This is a genomic window from Myroides sp. NP-2 (genome assembly GCF_014145665.1).
Taxonomy (GTDB): domain Bacteria; phylum Bacteroidota; class Bacteroidia; order Flavobacteriales; family Flavobacteriaceae; genus Flavobacterium.
Window position 1 is genome coordinate 110,774 of record NZ_JACHTD010000007.1, and the last position, 19,326, is coordinate 130,099.

Below are 19,326 nucleotides of genomic sequence, written 5' to 3' on the forward strand. Positions count from 1 at the left end.
AAATAATTAAGCAACCCTACCTAACAAGCGATTTTTCCAATCGGTCCACTTGTATCGCTTGGCGAAGATAACGAGTAAAATAGGGTAAAAAACAAATACCTGCCAAATAAACTCCCAAACGGAAATAGCATCTATAGGCGTGGTATTCAAAAATAGGGAATTCGTTTGAAAAACGGTCCAACTTGAGGTGACTAATAAAGCGCCGATCAAATTATTTGCCGCGTGAAAACCCAGCGCCAACTCTAACCCATCATCCATTAACGTCATAATACCCAAGAAAAACCCCGTACCAATATAATATACCATAATTCCTCCACCCAATACTTCTACTTCAGGATTAGCGAGGTGCAACAAACCAAAGACAACGGAAGTAACAATCAGGGCTATGCCCCTACTTCTCGTAGCTAAGCCTACACCTTGCATCATATAAGCGCGAAAGAAATACTCTTCAAAACTCGTTTGAATGGGAATAAAAATCAAGGCAATGACAAAAAATCCGAGAAAAGCCGTAAGATTAAAATTAAAAACAAGGTGTGTGGGATTGAAGAGGTAACTAATGATAAAGCTCAGTAGAATCAAAGCAGTTTGACAGCCAAAGGCGAATCCAAAACGCTTGAGGTCAATTTTGGTTCGCGAAGTGGTCAGGCTTACCAAGGATTGTTTATGTACAAACAACACCCATAAAGCTAACAATACCAAAAAGATAGCGAAAGGAAAAATCAGTTGAAAGAAAGCAGCATTTTTTCCTAACAACTCAACTTGCGATTGGATTATTTCTTGTGTTGAGATCGAAGAATATTTTGCAATCAACCCATTTACAAGCATAATCATCAAATAAAACAGTGTAAACGGAAGATAATACAGGATTTGCTTCTTATTTACTTGATGTAGTAGGTGGTCGATGTATTTCATTTTTCAAAAAAATTGCTATATTTGAGAACAAACCTTAACACTATGATTACAATTTATCACAATCCTCGTTGCAGTAAATCAAGAGAGAGTATCGCGTTTATGGAACAACAAGGTGTAGCCTACAAAATTATAAAATATTTGGATGCAAATCTTGGCTATGACGACATTAAAGCGCTTTTACAAAAGTTAAACTACACCCCGATTGAGTTAGTGCGCATTAAAGATGCATTCTGGCAGGAGAATTTTGCAAATCAAACACTTTCTGATGAGGAAATCATTCAGGCCATGGTGGCACATCCGCAAATCATAGAACGCCCTGTCGTAGTCAATGGCTCAAAAGCTATTGTTGCTAGGCCTACAGAAAAAATACATCAAATTCTTTGATTAACTTTTTTTTAACAAAATAGTTATTAAACCAAAGGTTAAAATTATAGTCTAAGTGTATGATAAGTAAACTAAACGACTATAATGAAAAGACAAACGCCTACATCAGTTCTTCTGCTGTTGTTCGTATTATTTACGGCACTAACAACAGCAGCTCAGAACCGCCCTCAGAGTACAGTCACCGGTACAGTCATTGAAGCGGCAACTAACACCCCTTTAGAATACGCTAGTATTTACGCTCAAAATGAGAGCAATTCCAACATCGTCTCCGGCGCGATGACGGATTCAAAAGGGCACTTTTCTTTTGATGTTCCAGATGGAACCTACTATATTAAAATTGACTTTTTAGGCTTTAAAACCTTAGAATTACACCGTATTTCTGTACAAGGAGATACTAATATTGGGGTACAAAAAGTACAGGACGATTCTCAAATGTTAGAAGAAGTAACTGTTATCGCTGAACGTTCTACGGTAGACATCAAGTTGGATAAAAAAATCTACAATGTAGGCCAAGACATGATTGTCAAAGGAGGTACTGCTGCTGATGTTTTGGACAATGTTCCTTCGGTTGTTGTAGATAGTGAAGGTACAATTAGCTTGAGAGGAAATGAAAATGTAAAAGTTTTGATTGATGGTAAACCGACTGGATTGGCGAACAACATCCAAGAGGCTATGCGCATATTACCTGCTGAATCTATTGATCGCGTAGAGGTGATTACTAATCCATCCGCTCGTTATGAGGCAGAAGGTGGTGCGGGTATCATCAACATTATCCTACGAAAAGGAAAAGCAGAAGGAATTAACGGTAGTATAACTGGAACCGTAGGTGATCCTCGTAATTACGAGTTGAACACTATGTTCAATGTGAGAGGAGAAAGCTACAATTTCTTTACTTCTTTGGGTTATAGAGACAGCGAATCAGAAGGATATAACTTGAATGACAACCGCTATCTCGATCCAGTAACGGGTGAGCCGACACAACGCGTTTACGAATACAAGGACAACATCAGACAGCGTCAAGGGTATAATGGTACATTTGGTCTAGAATGGTATTTAACGCCTTCAATTACGTGGACAAATACTGTAACGGCTAGACGTAATACAGGTGGTAACCCCAACCGTGTAAACTACAGCTACTACGATGCTTCGGATGTATTTTTATACAACAGATACCGAAATGAAGACAAAAAAAGTACGAGAAACAACCTAGATTATACCACTACGTTTGAGAAAAAATTCGAGAAAGAAGGACATATTTTACTTGTTGAAGGGTCAATTTCTCAAGAACGCGACAACGAAAATGCAACCATTGACGACATCAACAGTTTTTTAAATCAAACGGCATACGAGCGTACCAATAATAAAGAAAAGGAAAAAAGTGGATTAGTAAAACTAGATTACACATTGCCTATTGGAGAACACGGTAATTTTGAAGCGGGATATTTAGGAACCTTTAAATCGAACACTACTGATTTTGCCCTACAGCGCTTGCAGCAAAACAGTTGGAATACAGACACTCGTTTATCTAATATCTTAGAGTACAAGGAAAATGTTCACGCCCTTTACGCACAATATGGCGATCGCATTACACCTGAATTAAGTTTTATGGTTGGATTGCGTTGGGAAGATTCGAATATAGATGTCAACCAGCTTACTTCACAGAGTTACAACAACAAAAAATACAACGATTTCTTTCCTAGTGCGTTCTTAAACTACGAAATAAACGAGAGTACAAGTACGAGTATTAGCTATAGTCGACGCGTAAATAGACCGCGTGGATTCTTCTTAAATCCTTTTTCAAACTACACGAGTGACATCAACTTTTTCCAAGGAAATCCAGATCTAGATCCTGCAAAAACAGATGCAATTGATTTAGGTTTTATGAAACGTTGGACCGGTTTTACCTTGAGTGCATCGGCTTACTACAACAAAACGGATGATACGTTCCAATTTGTTCGTCGTATTGCAGGGGAAACAGAAGATGGCACACCTATTTCGATTAGTTCACCGATTAACTTAGCGACAGAACACCGTTATGGATTGGATATTACATTAAACTACTCTCCTTTTAAATGGTGGAGATTAAACGGTAACTTCAACTTCTACCGAACAGAGACTAGAGGAGATTATACCTTTACGCATTTAGACGGGACATTAGAGACACAAAACTTCGATAAAAACACCTATGCTTGGTTTACGCGTGTATCGTCAAAAATTACGTTGCCGTATAAAATTGATTGGCAGTTAAACGGAATGTACCGCGCGCCATACAATACGGCACAAGGAAAAGTTTTAGGTAACTTATCAGCTAACCTTGCCTTGAGTAAAGACATCCTAAAAGACAAAGGAACAATTACTTTTAACATAAGTGATATCTTTAACTCAAGAAAAAGAGAGCAAGATCTCGTTTTACCGCAAACGATTTCACACAGTGAAATGCAATGGAGAGGTAGACAAATCAACTTATCGTTTACGTATCGATTCAACCAACCGAAAAAAATGGACCGCAAAGCTATGACTCCAGGTGGTCCTGATGGAGGAGATATGGAAGGAATGGAAATGCTTTAGATAAAAAAAGAGACTAAAACGAAGTTTTAGTCTCTTTTTTTATTTGCGGTTTTCAATTATTTGGATGTTCAAAAAACCTTTACTTGGTTTAGGTTTCTCGTCTCAACTAACTATTTCTACCTTAAAATTTTCACATCAGCTCCTTCGCTTGTTGCATTCATTTCTGGTGCATATACACTTTGAAGGGTTGTTATTCCATTTGAGAAGTATCCTGCGTTATTTGCACGTAGGTCGTATTCAAAAACATAAGTACCTTTTCGAAGGTGGGTAATAAAGAAATTGGTTGCTGCATCACGGGTTTCTTCGTAATACCCAAATTCGCCATTTCTCTTATAGCCAGAGCGAACGTTCATCGGTTCGAATCCACTTGCGCGCATATCTTTGAGGTGAACATAATCCATATCGCGATCAACTGAAATTTCCAATCGCACGGTAACTACATCTCCTACCTTAATTGGTGTTTCATTTGTAATCTCGCGCAATACTTGTCCGCTGTCTGTAGTCGCTTTGATGAACAATTGCTTGTCAAAGGCAATGCCAGTACCTGACTTAGACACCTTGTTCAGGTCGTCAAAATACTGCCAGTACATAGCGCCATAAGCAACTCCCGCAGACTTTTTATCTAGTTCTACAATTCCCATTTTTTGCTGAATATCAGCTCCGTCCCATACTTTTTTATAGTATCCTGCATTGAATTGCTCTGATTGGGCAAAATCTACGGGATAACCGCCAACTTTTACTTCAACTCCTTGGTCGGCCTGCATCCAGTTTTTACCTAAATACAGTAACGCATATACTGCACGTGTTGTTGCTTTGGTTGAGTTCCAGGCTACTGTTTGTTTGTTTTTCAACAACCACACTTTCATGTCTTCAATTGCATTAGCATATTTTGTTGCATCTACTTCATGTGCTGCCTCAATGATCATTACTTGTGTTTCGATTGGCGCATTATACCACAACCATCCTGCTGCATTTTCCTTCCAGTACATGCCCATTTCATCGCTGCGCACTGCTGTTTCTAGGATAGTTTTTACTGTTGAATTTGCCGCTTTAGCATCGCCAAATCGCTGTAGTACAATTGCCTTCATTGCTAAGGTATACAGGTTGTCCGATGTTTTTTGCCCAGCTAATTCTTTGCGGTAATCCGCAATCATTTTTGCGTATTTATCTTGGATTTTAATTTCATCTTTAAACAAACTTCTCACGTACAGATAGTGCAAGTCTAGGGTTGAACGTTTATCCTCATTCTTGTTTTTCTGATAGGTTGCGTAGTGTTGTTCATCTAAATAAGTAAAGGCTTTTTTTACCAGTGCCATAATCTTTTCTGATAGTGGCATACCTCCTGCTTGTTTCATTTGCCCAAATCCTTCAACAATGGTTTGGGTGATGTACACGTTTGATTGATCTCCACTAAACCAAGGAAATCCGCCATCTTTGTTTTGTTGGTTATTCAAGCGCTCAAGCTGCGCATCCAAATCGGTTTTCATTTTATTTAGATCAAAAAGAACAGCTAAACGCTTCATTTGTTCTGTTTCATCTGCGGCTTGACGAACCCATGGTGTTTCTTCGATCAATACTTGTTTCAACTCATCATTAAGCTCTAGTTTTGACTGTATTCCGCCTTGTTTTGACCAATATTCAAATACGGATTGAATACGTGGATTGCTATTTAACAATTGGGTAGCGACAGTATTTGCAAAAACTTTACTAAAAGTTTGTTCTGTTCCTTTAAACGGATGCTCTTTGAGGTATGGTAAGGCTAAAATAGCGGTCCACATTGGATTCGCAGTCACTTCTAACGTCAGCTTATAGTTTTCACGTGTTGCTGAAAGCGGTTGTTCTAAAGCATTAAATGTGAATAATTTATTTTGTCCTTCTTTGATGTACAACGGCATGGTTTCGGTTACCAAGGTACGGCCAGACAACACAGGAATCGCTGCTTCTTCACCATCGCTAAATTCACCTGCTTTGGCCATTATACGGTATCCTAAAGCTACGATGTCTTTCGGTACATTGATGGTCCATGCAACTTCTGTATTGGCTGTTGCAGCAAGGGTAAAGTTTTGTTTTACTGTGCTTCCTTCTTCTACTAATCCCGTTAACGGTGTCGCCGTTAGCGCATCAAAGAATTGAATTTCTACTTCTCCACTTAATGCGGTAGTATTTAAGTTTACAATTTTTGTCGATACCGTAATTTGATCTTCTTCGCGAACAAAACGCGGCATATTCGGTTGTACCATCAATTCTTTTTGGGTGCGCACCAGTTGCTCAACGTAGTTGCTTTGTAGGTTTTTGGTATGCGCAAAGGCCATAAATTTCCACTGCGTCAATGCTTCTGGGGTGGTAAAGGTAAAGCTCACATTTCCTTTATCATCCGTTTGCAACTGAGGATAGAAAAAGGCTGTTTCTTTTAGGTTGGTTCTGATTTGAACATCACCTTTATCTAGTGTTTTTTCTTTGGCTTCTGGTGGAGCTGGTGCTGCTGCATCTGATTTCATTGCCTCTCCTGCAGTTTCTCTAACCACCATATTCTCGCTTAAATTAGCGCTTTCACTCTTGTATGCCATGGCACCGCGAACGGTTATAAGCGGTCTTCCATTTGGACTAAATCCGAATACATTCAACCCAATTGGTTTTCCATAAGACACTAAACTTGGGTAAATAGAATGGTTCAATAGATTTTGTGCATAGCTTTTTCTGCTGAAATTGTAGGTTCCAAAATCAGAATCTTGTCCATAACTAAAGAAGTAATCAAAGTTTGTGTGGAAAGAGGTATTACTTCTGAATTGATCTAGGGAAGCATCATACATTCCCGCCACCATTTCGGCTGCGAATTTGTCTTTTGATTTTCCCGATACTTTTAAGCGCCATGTTTCTTCTTGTCCTGGAGTAAGCTTATCTCTAAAAGTAACAAGCTCCACTTTCAACTCTTCTTGGCTTGCATCCAAGACCAATTGCGCTGATTTTTGCGTGGCGAAGTTGTGTTTAACTGCGGTAAAACTCACTCTTACATCCCCCATTTCCCCTGTCATGGGATACTCAAAATAACTGGCTTTTCGATTTACCTCTAGCGTTTTCTTTTGTTTGAGGTGTCCGTTTACAAACACAGAAGCAATCACAATAGTTTGATTTTCACCACTCTGCAATCTAATTTTAGCTACTTCTCCTGTTTTATACTTTTCTTTATCTGCTTTTACTGAGAGCAATTGATAGATTACTCCTGGTTCTTCTGTGGTATTGTCATAGTAGAAATACTGTTCTACTTCTGTTTTTTCACCTTTTTCCCAAACGAAACCTTTCAACAAGTAAAAGCCTGACGTCAATGCTTTTGCATTAGGGAAAGTCACCTCACTATCTTTTGCGGTATCAAAGTCTTTGGAAAATACTACTTTTCCTTGTTTCCATTTGGTATGATCAATTTCATCGCCATAGCCAACATAAGGGAATTTGCTTACGAATTCTTCATAGGTATACAATTCGTAATCTTCTTTTGCATAGTTTTCGTAAGGCAATAACATACGTCTAGCATAAGGTGCTTCTAAGGCAACGATACTCAATTCTCCCTTGGCAGCGAATGTCGCTCCATTGAGGTTGTTCGTTTTAATTTTAATTGCCTCTAACTCTTTGGTTGATACCATTTCATTAGTCGTGATTGGCAATTGAAGGTTAATATTTTTATCGCCAACATAGATCGTTTGCGTGCTACTATGTGTTTCGCCATTGATATCCATCACATCTGCGTAAACGGTGTAAGAATGCACGCGTAAATCAGTTGCTTTGTACTCTTTTCGCTCTGGAGTAGCAGTAAAAGTGATGGTGAAATTTCCTGTAGCATCTGTTTCTACTGCTCCTTGCGCAACAGTGACTGCTTGTTCACGCCCAGGTCTACCATAATATCCTCGGATATCATAACGATAACCTGAGTTTCGGACAACGCGATAGTTAACAGTACTATGGGCTACAGTAGCTCCTGAATAATCAATTGCTTTTCCTTTAGCTTCTACTTTTTCATCGAAATAGTACACACCTTTCACCTCATCCATCGTAACTTCAAACTTCGGACGTTTGTATTCTTCTACACTTATGGAGGCATATTCCTCTATATTTCCTTCTTTTAGCAGCACCTCAAAGTTAAAACTGCCCAACATACCTGTAGTTGGCAAAATAAACTCTCCTTGAACCGATCCGAATTCATTGGTTTTTAAAGCTAATTTCCCTACTTCTTGTTGGGTTTCTTGATTCATTAACTTAACAGTAACCAACTGATTGGCTCCCACTTGTCTAGTTTTTCCTTTTTGACGAAAGACAATAGACTTGAAGTACACCACTTGTCCTGGGCGATAAATCGCTCGATCGGTTAATACTTTTGCATTCCAATTTACCGTTTCCGTACCATCTTCTGTTTCTTTGTTCTTTGGAAAGGTATAAGTTGAGTAAAAGATCGATTCTCCTTTTACTCCGTAATATAAGTTTGCATATTCTTTGATAAAATCAGCGGTAAACTCTCCATTACCATCTGTATTGATAATCGTTTCCCAATACGCTTTACTCTGGTCTTTTTTAGGTCCATTCGCTAGGAAAACCGCTTGATTGGCTTTGGGTTGTCCTGTTTTACGATCGTATAATCTAAACTTATTGCCATTGGTCAAGAAGGCATTTGAGGTACTATTAATCAATGCCATGCTTACCACATCTTTTTCTTCTGTGAGGTAATCAAAATCGCGATTAGCCAAAAGTACGATATAACGTCCTGGAGGGAGTGGTTTTAACTCCACATGAGTGGTATGGGCTTTGTAATCGGCAAAAGATTTTAAGGCAATGGTGTATTCAGTCACTTTTTCGTAATCTGAGGCAATTTTTTTGTATCCTGCTAAATTGCTTGGCTCGTTGATAGAAAACGATTTATCATCTCCTTCAAATTTTAATATTTTAAAGTGAAGCGTTGACACATTTTTATGGGTTACCGCTAAAATAGAACTCACTTCAGGTAATTCATACGCGTTGTAACTCACATCCAAAGACGGGGTTTCAACTACTTTTTTGATTGTTTCTAGTCGCTGTGCGGTTTCTGTTCCAGGAAATTTCGCTATCGTTTGTTCAATAAAAGCCAATAGCGTTGCTCCAGCAGTTTCTTCTACTTCTTGTTCTTGACTATCTTGGTAGGCATAGTACATAAATTGAACTACTGCTTCGTGGACTAAAGCCGACTTAGGGTTTTGTTTGAGCAGTGTTTGGTACACCTTATTGCGTTCAGCTAATTCCTGATGATGTTCAAAATTGTGCAAAGCATACACTTGTACATAAGCGGCTAATTCGCTTTGTCCTTTTTTGGTTAGCTCTTGAATCACTTGTTGAACTACTTCTCTGGCTTGTGCCTTTTTTTGCTCTCTTTGTTCTGTAGTAGCGCGATAGGCAAATCCTTCAGCTAGATAAGCGGCATAATCGATGCGCAACGCCTCGTAAACAGTAAGTTTAGAAAAGTCGAGGTTGTACTGTTCTGTTGTTAGAAATACATCATTCCAACCGCCTACTGTTGCCGTTGTATTTTTCTTTGCAGTTTCCAAAGCTGCGTTCCAATAAGCCGCACTTTCTCTTTCAAAATCCTCTTTGGTCCAAAAGCGAATGTCATTGCCTTTTTGCTGTTCAACTGTGGTCCTATTGCTCAGTTTATAAGCATTTTCCTCGTAATACAATTGATATAACCGCGCTATATACGCTTGCAGAACAGCTTTGTACTCCCCTGATGCTGCTTTTAGTTCCGCTTCAAACGCTTGTAAAACAGTATTTATGTCATACGCTTTATCCTCTTGGGTTGTAATATTGATTTTAGCTTCGTAGAACATTCCTTTCAAAAGACTAGCGTAGGCTTTTGACTGACGAGATAGTGAGATCACTTCTTGTACTTCTGGAAGCATACTCTGTACTTCTCTCTGTTCTTCCTTGTGCTCGATACTTTTCCAGAGCTCTTGGATCTTTTTATTAGGCTGTTGTGCAAAGCCTAAGATGGGAGCTAGTATCATAACATATATATTTAATTTTTTCATAAGAAATAAAAAATTAGGTGCATAAATATATAACTATTCGCAATGATATCTGTCGTTTGCTTGCTAAAAAACACTAGGTTATAAAAACGCGAATCAATTCGTTAACAAACCATTATAAATTAAGTGTAAAAAAAATGCTTTTACCAAAGGCAAAAGCATTTTTTCTAGTAGTTATTGGAGTTGCGTTGTGGTTCTTTTGAAACGGGCCATTGTTGCTGTTCTCCTTGATCATTGATCGGAAGGTTTACTTTTTCTCTTGGCACCAATTCAGGTTCTTCACTTGCTTTATAGGCCATAATAGCGATGAGAATTGCGTTGTTTTGCACGTCATCAAATACGATTTTATCCGCGGTATCTCGATTGGTATGCCAGGTATAATTTCCATAGCCCCAGCTGAGTGAGCTCATCATAAATCCTGGAATACCTTTACTGACAAAAGAGACGTGGTCGGATCCACCACCAGAGGGAGACCCTGGATAATGAGTCTTCAACTCTTTTTTATATTCTTTAGGCACTGCCGAAAGCCAGCGTTCTAAAAAGTCATAGGCATGTAAAAACCCTTGTCCTGCTATATTAGCGATACGACCTGTTCCGTTATCTTGATTGAAAACCACTTGAATCTTATCTACTAACTCGGGGTGATCTGCCACAAAAGCGCGTGATCCATTTAGTCCTTGTTCTTCACTTCCCCAGTTTCCGATTAGAATGGTTCGCTTAGGATGTGGTAAAACTTGTTTCAGAATGCGAGTTGCTTCCATCATAGTAATGATTCCCGTTCCGTTATCTGTGGCTCCCGTTCCACCATCCCAGCTATCTAAGTGAGCAGATAGAATAACGTATTCATCTGCTTTTTCTGTTCCTTTTAATTCGGCAATTGTATTAAACGTCTGTGCGATTCCCAAGTCTTTAGATTGTACATTGACATTAATTCTAGGGGATTTTCCGCCTTCCGCAAGACGATAAAGCAAACCATAATCTTCAAAGGCAAGATCTACAGTAGGTACTTTTGTGGTTTGTGAGCCAAAAATTCGATTCGCGCCCATAATTCCTGTCCAATAAGACATTACCACACCTGCAACTCCTGCTTTTTCCAATATTTTAGGTAGCTCTTTTGCCGTATATCCTGTATTGGTTATGCGCTGGTTCCACGCTTGTTCAATCGCTTCTCTTTCTTTTTTCATTTTCTCGTACGACTCTGTCGTGGCGTATTCTTTCCATTGATAATCTGGTCGTCCACTTGGGGGAAGCGCAGATATCAATACATATTTTCCCTTTATTGAGGGTAGCCAAGCTTCGAAATCGGCTTTCGATTGGGCATCTACTAAGACAACGACTTCTCCTTCAACGCCATTTTTTTTCGTTTCAGGACTCCAAGCTAATTGCATACCTTCTAGTGATTTAATTCGAGGGGCGGTCATCGTAATTTGAGACGTTCCTCTTTCCCATGCCTTCCAGGTTCCATAGGCTTCATTACGAGCCTCCAATCCCATTTTTTGATATTCTTCTTTTACCCAATTGTGCGCCTGCATCATTTGAGGTGTCCCTACTAAACGCGGGCCTATCACATCTAATAATTCAAAGGCATACGCCTTGAGCTGTGAGTGGTGGGTTCCTTCTTTAACGATGGCCTCTACGATAGGATCTTGCTGCTGTGCAAGACTAACGCTACTGGTCATTAGTGCAATTGCCCATAAACTGCATTTGACTGATTGGCTAAAAGCGCTGGTAAACTTCATTGATTTCTGGTTTTAATTTGATCGTAGCAAAATACTCGAATATCTACTGTTACACAACTATTTTTTTGCCTCCCTCAAACGAAGATAGGCGAGCAAATGCCCGCCTATCTCAACCAAATTAACACTTCACTTCATGAAATTACTCTACTTCATCTTGACTTATTTTTGTATTATTTACTTGTTCTTGACTCCACTCTAAATGTTTTCACAGTAGAAAATACACGTTCAAACATATCTTTTGTACGAATTTCTACTTGATGTGTTCCTACACTTAAATTGGCCGGAATACGTGCACTCCACAAATGAGGGCTATTCACAGGGTTAGAAGGTCTCTTTCCATCCAAAAGTGTATCAGACAAATCATATTTTTGCACTTTTGCATACAAAGCAGGATCTAGGGTTACCTCTCTTTTCATTTTTTTCCACTCTTGTTGATCAAAGCGATATTCGACCACATCAAATTCAGTTCCCATAAATACATTGGCATAAACGAATGAGTTTCCTCCTTTTTTATCTGCAACAACCTGAGGCATAAATACTTCCATACGATAATCATCGGGCTTTCCTGCTACTTTGTAATCTAAAACATACGCATTGTTTTTAACCGATAAGATAGCATAGCCTTTTGGCGTTCCATCACGCATGGTAGATACAGGTAAATTATCTTCATTATATTCCCCTGAATACCAATCTCCTGAAGTGGTTCCTACGTTGTACTCATGTAGTAATTGGTCTTTGTTCCACCCATGTTCTTTTCCATAAAACTGATGGGTTTGCATGTGCATATGAGCAGATAAGAGCAAAACGTGATCAAAATCTGCCAGAGCATCGAGTAGCTCTTGCCTGGCTTGTGCATCAAAGTGTTTTTCATCTCCTACATAAAGTGGGATATGAAAGGCCACGACAATTAAACGATCTTTCTCTACAAACTTTAGATTGTTACGGACAAAATCCAATTGATCTTTTCGAAATCCTCCCCAATATCCTTTTTTAGTCACTGGGTGTGGATAAAGAATATCATCCAATACAATAAAATGGGCATTTCCATAATTAAAGGCATAATTAGCTGGACCAAAATTGCGTTCAAAGGTTTCGTCAGAATAACGATCTTCTTCTACATCGTAGTTCATATCGTGATTACCTAACACATTGTACCACGGCAAGTTAATTTCTTTCATTACCTCTTTATAGGGTTGATGTAAACTCAAATCATCCCCCACAATATCCCCTAGACTAATTCCAAAAGAAATACCAGCTGTATGTTGCTTAGCCTCATCGACAATAGCTCTTTTATAATAATCCATTTCTTCCATAGTATAGGGTTGTGGATCACCAAAGACAAAGGCTTTAAAATCGTTATATTCAGTTTGAGGCAACAAGCCAAAGTTCACTTCTTTTGGCAGCTTTCCTGTTGGTGCAATCCCACTGTACTTTAAGTGTTTGGGAGCCCCTTTAGGTTTGTGCATATAATAGTATTTTGGGAGATTGTACTCATCCAAAGCAAAGCGATAACCAGTGGGTTTAATCACAAATATTGGATTGTCATCTGACAGAGGTAATTCATATTTTCCTTGTTCGTCTGTCAATACAACCGTTGTTCCATTACTCACTGCGACCTCGGCTATTGGTCGATCTTTTTTATCTTTTTTGCCATTGGCGTTGACATCTTCATAGACATAACCAATTACTTTATCTTGTGCTCCAACCGCCAACGAGAATAAGAAGGCAATACTTAGAATAATTTTTTTCATGTTGCTTATAACTTAATTAATCGATCTGATATTTTAGCGGCCGAAACGTAGTTCCACGAAACAATAGGTTCTCCTAATTCAACGGGAGAATCTCCAAACCAAGGGGATTCTTTTCCTGTCAAGATCAATTCGTCTGATTCTATTTCTACATGTGCCCATAACGGTTCTTTGTAATAGCCCATATTGCGCAAATACGGGTATTTTTTATACGCCTCCTGTGGAAATGATTGATTGTTATAGGGTTCACCTAACCAACGATAGACTGCGCTGTTTATTTGCACATACTGAATCCCATTGATAACATTAGCATAATCCATGTGATGATGTCCAGAAAAAACAACTTTTACTTTGGTAAACCCCGCTTGTTTATTGCAGTTATCAAATAAAATACGCACTGCTTCTCTATTGTGTACTCCATTGTGATCCAGACCTTGATGAATAAATACAATCGTTGGCAAAGGGGTGGTTTTCAAATCGTGTTCTAACCATTCCAACTGTTCTTTATGGAAGTAAGAAGGATAACGTACACTATCATTTCCCGGAATTTTTCCATTGGCATCTAAAACTACAAAGTGATACCCCTTGCGGTCAAAACTGTAGTAGTTTTTTGTTAATTCAAAAAAATCCATAATCTGTTCCAACGATTTATTTTCATCAAATTCGTGGTTGCCAATCACGTGATAAGCATCCCCTTGAAAAGAGTTCCAGATATCTACTATGATTTTGTTTTCTTTCTTGGGTACACAAAAATCACCTAATTGAACAATAAAATCTACTTGTTTTCGATTCATCTCATCGACAAACGCTTGTAAACGGTCTGGAGCATCAAAGGTTAGATCTTGATGTAGATCCGTAATAATTCCAAAGCTCAACGTATCTGCTGCCTTAGGTTTTTCTGTACCTTTCGCTTGCATATCGAAAGGGATCGCCGTGGCTAGAGTCCCCAAAGCCATCGTGCGTAAAAAATCACTTCTCTTCATCACTAGTTTGTCCACCAAAGTTTTGCATTCATATTATCTCCACCAATGCGTTGACTGGCTTCTGAATAGTTCGTTGGGTTGTATACCTTTTGATCTGAATGATACAATAAGCGATTAGGCATTTTAGCGTCATTCAACATAGAAGAAGTGGTAGGCAACACTGGTAAGCCAGTACGTCTATATTCAGACCATTGTTGAAAATCTGTAAAGTATAGTGAGATATATTTTTGTAGCATAATTTGCTCCAAACTACCATCGTATTTCACTTTTTCTTGCTCTAAGTAAGACGCAGGCACTTCTTTTCCCGTTACATATGAAACAGCACTTCGAATTCCATTTACATAATACTGAGCTGCATTATTGCTGTTGAAATAGCCACGCTGAGCTAATTCGGCTTTGATAAATTCTACCTCCGCGTGCATCAAGATTGGAATACTCATGGGTGCGACCACTTGCTTATTATTCATATAGGAGGGAGAAAACTTGAACTGTGAATTATCACCAACATAAGCACTCGGAATTCCGACATACCCAATTGACTTTCCTTCTAAATCTTTCGCTTCAGTAGCATATATCTCTAAGCGAGGATCATTTAATTCATTCAAATGATCTACAAAAAAGGCAGAAGCGGATTGACCGTTTGAAAAGTCTAAGGCTCTAGACCAAGGTGATAAATTTGGGGTGATTCCTGTCACCTTTAGTGCTGCACTTTGGCTATTATCTAGTATGATGGGATATTTGTCTTCTTGACTCAATAAAGTCACCATTTTTGTATAAGCCTCGGGATATACATTGGAGATTCTCAACAACAAACGCAAATGAAGGGAATTGGTAAATCGTTGCCAGTTTCTTGTGTTATTGTCAAATAAGATTTCCTTCCCGTATAACATCGGTTTATCGTGAGCATAGAGTGCATTTGCCTCTTCTAAGTCTTGCAACAAGGTCATGTAGATTTCTTGCTGCGTATCATATTTTGGTTTTACACCACCTTCATCTCCTTTGGATGCTTCAGAAAAAGGGATATCTCCAAAAGAATCAGTCAAATTGGAATAAATCCACGCGCGTAAGGTCAATCCAATGGCTTTGTAGTTTGCATCATTTGGGTTGGCTTCTGCGATGCTTAACATTTCTCTAATATTTTTAGCCCATTTATAACTGGCATTCCATTGAGAATTACCTGTATTATCGAGAATTTCATAGCGATGTCTACCTCCATAAAAGCTAGGGTAAGGCAGTTTTACTTGCATGAGTTCTGCCGTGATGTCGTAGTAATTTCTAACATTATTATTAGACATATTGTAAAGGATCTCGTTGAGGAGTGTTCCCGAACTAATTTGATCAATAAGATTGGGATTAGTATTTACTTCTTCAAAATTTTCTGTACAAGAGTAGAAGAAGAAAACCGAAGCGGCTATATAAAGTATTTTTTTCATTTGAGAGATTGTGTATTAAAATTCTACTTTTAGATTAAAACCATACGAAGCTGTGGAAGGCATTTGTCCTGTTTCCATACCAGGAACAATTACGCTACCATTCATTGTTGCGGCTTCCGGATCGTAAATCGGAAAATCAGTAAACGTTTTTAAATCACGTCCGTATACCGTTAGGCTTAAGCCTTCTAGTCCCAAGCGCTTCAATTGTTTTTTAGTAAATGCATACGTTAGAGAGAGTTCTCTAATTTTCAAGAAAGAAGCGTCAAACGTATTAGACTCCACATTCTGATATTCATAGTATTTTCTGTAGTAATTGTCTACACGTATAGGGGTTGTATTCGGTGCATAGCTACCATCTGACTGGAGCACAACACCTTCCCCGATTATTTCTCCTTGTTCACGTCCTTTGAGTGTATGCTTTAGCTGCCCTGCTTCTGTGGCTTTGTGATGGGTATGTGAGTATATTTTTCCTCCATAAGATCCGTCAACCGTCACTCCAAAATGCCAATTTTTGTATTTGAATGTATTAACTAAACCTGCTTTCCATTTGGGCGCTACATCACCAATATACTCAGGATCATCACTTAGAACAGGAACTCCATTATTATAAATGATTTGCCCTTCTGGGCTACGCATAAAATTGCGTCCATATAGAGCAGTCGTTGTTCCACCAACTCTAGCAATTAATCGGCCATTAACTACCGTAGCTAACACTTGTTCCTCCAAATTGTCTTTTAGTTCTAGTACTTCATTTTTATTCGTAGACCAGTTGGCAGAAACATTCCATGTAAAATCTCCGCTCTTAATTGGCGTACCATGTAAAACGAGTTCTAAACCTTTGTTCCTTACCTTTCCTGCATTGATCACTTGAGAACTAAACCCTTCTGCAATATCCATTGGTAAGACCAATATTTGATTTTTAGTATCTGAATTGTAAAAAGTGACATCAAATCCCAAACGATTTTGAAGCATTTTCATTTCCAAACCTGTTTCCCAACTCGAAGTAATTTCTGGTTTCAAATCGGCATTGTACAGCGTACTTGGCATAGTTGCTGAACTTGGAAAATTACTTTGCGCATAATATTTCGAAATTTGATAAGGGTCGGTATCACTTCCTACTTTAGCAAAAGACACCCTATACTTTAAGTAATCTATTGTTGTGGGTAGGACAAACATATCCGACAGAATCGCACTTGCACTCACGGAAGGATAGAAATACGAATTATTTCCGCTAGGTAATGTACTAGACCAATCATTTCTAGCAGTAACGTCTAGGAATAAAAAGTTGTTATAACCAAATGTCATCATACCATAGAAGCTGTTTACTTTTTTCAACGCATCTGAGGTATTGACAATAGGATTATTTACACCATTGGAGAGCTTATAAACTCCAGGAACTACTAGAGCATCTACCGAAGTTCTCAAGTTTCGATGTGTATATGACATGTGATTAGCTCCCGCCATCACTTGATAATCCAAGGCTTCTGAAATCTTATCTCTATAAGTTAATAAGAAATCAGCATTAATTTCTCTACTTGATATATCTTGACGCGCATAGAAACCTTCTGCATGGCGTTTGCTCGAAAAACCACGTTTTGTCTGTCTAAATTGTGTTAGATTATTGATAGCCAAACGTCCCATAAAATCTAACTTATCGGTCAATTTAATATCTGCTTTTACATTTCCGATAAACTGATTACTGTCTAGTGTATTTTGATCTACGTTGGTAATAAAATAGGGATTACTCGACCATGGAGAAAAAGGATTTAATTGTTCTCTATCTTCTCTACCTACTTTCCACGTGGGTTTATACCAATTAATATCCACATTAGGCAATAAGAACATCATGAAATAAGCCAAGGAACCGTTATTATATCCTAGAACAGGTAAATTATCACTCTTTCTGTTGTTGTAATTCATGACGGCGGATAATTTGATATGATCTGAAATCTGATAATTACCATTGAAGGACGCACCATATTTTTTATAGCCTGTATTAGGAACAATCCACTTGTTATCAGTATGTGAAATATTTAAACGCATGGAACCTTTGTCGTTTCCACCTTGAAAAGCAACCGCATTATTTATAGTAATTCCCGTATCAAAGAAGTCTTTTCTATTATTTTTATAAGGTCTCCACAAGGTGCGTTCAGCAGTTTGTCCCTGAGTTAATGGATCATACTGATAAAAGTATTGGTCTTGGAATCGCGGTCCCCAAGCCTCAGGATGGTTTCCTGTATCTGGTCCATCCGCAGAGTTTCCGAAAGAATAATAGGCCTCCCCATTTTTATCGAAATACCCACCAGATCCTTGCCCGTATTCATACTGGTAATCAGGCCATTTATTGATAACATCAAAAGCGATTGAACTATTATAAGTGATTCCAAATTTATCGTTTTTCTTTCCAGATTTAGTGGTGATAATCAATGCACCATTTGCCGCTCTTGATCCATACAAGGCCGCTGCCGTTGGTCCTTTTAGAACTGTTACGCTTTCAATATCATCTTGGCTCAAATCAGAAATAGCGTTTCCATTATCTACGGGAGAGTCGTTACCAAATGCTGCACTGTTATAGCCATTTGAGTTAATCTCCTGATCCATAGGCACACCATCAATTACAATCAATGCGTAGTTTTTACTGGCATCTAAAGAAGTATTCCCTCTCAATTGAATACGTTGAGAGTTAATAGGTCCCGTTCCTCCCGAAGCGATGTTTAACCCCGCAACTTTTCCTTTTAATCCACTAGACCAGTTATTTGCAACTGCTGTAGCTAATTTTTCCGCATTGACTGTTTCTTGTGCATACCCTAGGCGCTTTTCTTCTCGTTTTATTCCCAAAGCTGTAACAATGACTTCATCTAAACTCGTTTGATCATCTTGTAAGATAATATTCATATTTTGCGCTGCTCGTACAATTTGAGTTTTGTACCCAATAAAGGAAATTTCTATGTCATCAACCCCCACGTTTGCCGTAATACTAAATGCCCCATTAACATCTGTTGCAACTCCTTTATCAGTTCCCTTAATCGTTACAGTTGCTCCTGGTACAGTAAAGCCGTCCTTATCTTTCACCACTCCTTTAATTAATTGGTGGTTTTGTTGTTCTTTTACTGAGATTGTCGTACCCGATATCTGGTAGGTCAATCCATATTCATTAGAGACCTGATCTAACACATCGGTAATGTTTCGGTCTTTTACTGCAATAGCAATTTTCTTATTCGTTTTCAACACTTCGTCAGAGGCCATTACTGTGTAATTGGTTTGCTTTTTGACATCTTCAAAAACTTCTTCTATTGACAGCCCATCAGCATCCCCTGTTAGAAGTATAGCATTTTGCTGTGCGTAAATCCCCGTGCCGAACGTGCCACTCAACGTTAGGACACACATCCATTTTTGATAGGATATATTCCTACTTTTAAATAATTTTAGATACATTTTATTATCTTTGGTTTTTGGTTAATCAATATTTTGTTGATACTTAAATAATCGACCTGTTTATAGCTGCAACTATAGGCAGG

At 38.5% G+C, this 19,326-nt stretch carries 9 protein-coding genes; 2 read left to right on the forward strand and 7 right to left on the reverse strand.

The window, feature by feature from the left end; genetic code table 11:
* Window positions 1–6 precede the first annotated feature (6 nt).
* A complete protein-coding gene (locus tag H4K35_RS08730) occupies window positions 7–912 on the reverse strand; it encodes a CPBP family intramembrane glutamic endopeptidase (RefSeq protein WP_182627078.1) in 906 nt (301 codons plus the stop codon).
* Window positions 913–954: 42 nt separating this feature from the next.
* Between H4K35_RS08730 and arsC the strand changes: the two genes are divergently transcribed.
* Together arsC and H4K35_RS08740 are read left to right on the forward strand one after the other, a co-directional pair.
* A complete protein-coding gene (arsC, locus tag H4K35_RS08735; RefSeq protein WP_182627189.1) occupies window positions 955–1,296 on the forward strand; it encodes an arsenate reductase (glutaredoxin) in 342 nt (113 codons plus the stop codon).
* Window positions 1,297–1,380: 84 nt separating this feature from the next.
* Complete coding sequence (locus tag H4K35_RS08740) at window positions 1,381–3,864, forward strand: outer membrane beta-barrel family protein (protein WP_182627080.1); 2,484 nt, start codon at window positions 1,381–1,383, stop codon at window positions 3,862–3,864.
* 116 nt (window positions 3,865–3,980) lie between these two features.
* Here H4K35_RS08740 and H4K35_RS08745 read toward each other — a convergent pair whose 3' ends face one another.
* The 6 genes from H4K35_RS08745 to H4K35_RS08770 all read right to left on the reverse strand — a co-directional run bounded on the left by H4K35_RS08745 (window position 3,981) and on the right by H4K35_RS08770 (window position 19,243).
* Window positions 3,981–9,884, reverse strand: coding sequence for an alpha-2-macroglobulin (locus H4K35_RS08745; RefSeq protein ID WP_182627081.1), 5,904 nt, complete (start codon window positions 9,882–9,884; stop codon window positions 3,981–3,983).
* A 188-nt stretch (window positions 9,885–10,072) separates the two neighbouring features.
* Window positions 10,073–11,644: a M20/M25/M40 family metallo-hydrolase gene (locus tag H4K35_RS08750; RefSeq protein ID WP_182627083.1), complete on the reverse strand. Its 1,572-nt coding sequence runs from the start codon at window positions 11,642–11,644 to the stop codon at window positions 10,073–10,075.
* Window positions 11,645–11,814: 170 nt separating this feature from the next.
* On the reverse strand, window positions 11,815–13,395 hold the full coding sequence (locus H4K35_RS08755) for a calcineurin-like phosphoesterase family protein (protein WP_182627085.1): 1,581 nt from the start codon (window positions 13,393–13,395) through the stop codon (window positions 11,815–11,817).
* 5 nt (window positions 13,396–13,400) lie between these two features.
* Window positions 13,401–14,375, reverse strand: coding sequence for a metallophosphoesterase (locus tag H4K35_RS08760; protein ID WP_182627087.1), 975 nt, complete (start codon window positions 14,373–14,375; stop codon window positions 13,401–13,403).
* A gap of 2 nt (window positions 14,376–14,377) precedes the next feature.
* On the reverse strand, window positions 14,378–15,808 hold the full coding sequence (locus tag H4K35_RS08765) for a SusD/RagB family nutrient-binding outer membrane lipoprotein (protein WP_182627089.1): 1,431 nt from the start codon (window positions 15,806–15,808) through the stop codon (window positions 14,378–14,380).
* Between the two features lie 15 nt (window positions 15,809–15,823).
* On the reverse strand, window positions 15,824–19,243 hold the full coding sequence (locus H4K35_RS08770) for a SusC/RagA family TonB-linked outer membrane protein (protein ID WP_182627091.1): 3,420 nt from the start codon (window positions 19,241–19,243) through the stop codon (window positions 15,824–15,826).
* Between the last annotated feature and the right edge of the window lie 83 nt (window positions 19,244–19,326).

What these genes read in the sequence shown, in the direction of transcription:
- H4K35_RS08730 (WP_182627078.1), bottom strand. Translation starts at nt 912, where the DNA reads ATGAAATACATCGACCACCTACTACATCAAGTAAATAAGAAGCAAATC.
- arsC (WP_182627189.1), top strand. Translation starts at nt 955, where the DNA reads ATGATTACAATTTATCACAATCCTCGTTGCAGTAAATCAAGAGAGAGT.
- H4K35_RS08740 (WP_182627080.1), top strand. Translation starts at nt 1,381, where the DNA reads ATGAAAAGACAAACGCCTACATCAGTTCTTCTGCTGTTGTTCGTATTA.
- H4K35_RS08745 (WP_182627081.1), bottom strand. Translation starts at nt 9,884, where the DNA reads ATGATACTAGCTCCCATCTTAGGCTTTGCACAACAGCCTAATAAAAAG.
- H4K35_RS08750 (WP_182627083.1), bottom strand. Translation starts at nt 11,644, where the DNA reads ATGAAGTTTACCAGCGCTTTTAGCCAATCAGTCAAATGCAGTTTATGG.
- H4K35_RS08755 (WP_182627085.1), bottom strand. Translation starts at nt 13,395, where the DNA reads ATGAAAAAAATTATTCTAAGTATTGCCTTCTTATTCTCGTTGGCGGTT.
- H4K35_RS08760 (WP_182627087.1), bottom strand. Translation starts at nt 14,375, where the DNA reads ATGAAGAGAAGTGATTTTTTACGCACGATGGCTTTGGGGACTCTAGCC.
- H4K35_RS08765 (WP_182627089.1), bottom strand. Translation starts at nt 15,808, where the DNA reads ATGAAAAAAATACTTTATATAGCCGCTTCGGTTTTCTTCTTCTACTCT.
- H4K35_RS08770 (WP_182627091.1), bottom strand. Translation starts at nt 19,243, where the DNA reads ATGTATCTAAAATTATTTAAAAGTAGGAATATATCCTATCAAAAATGG.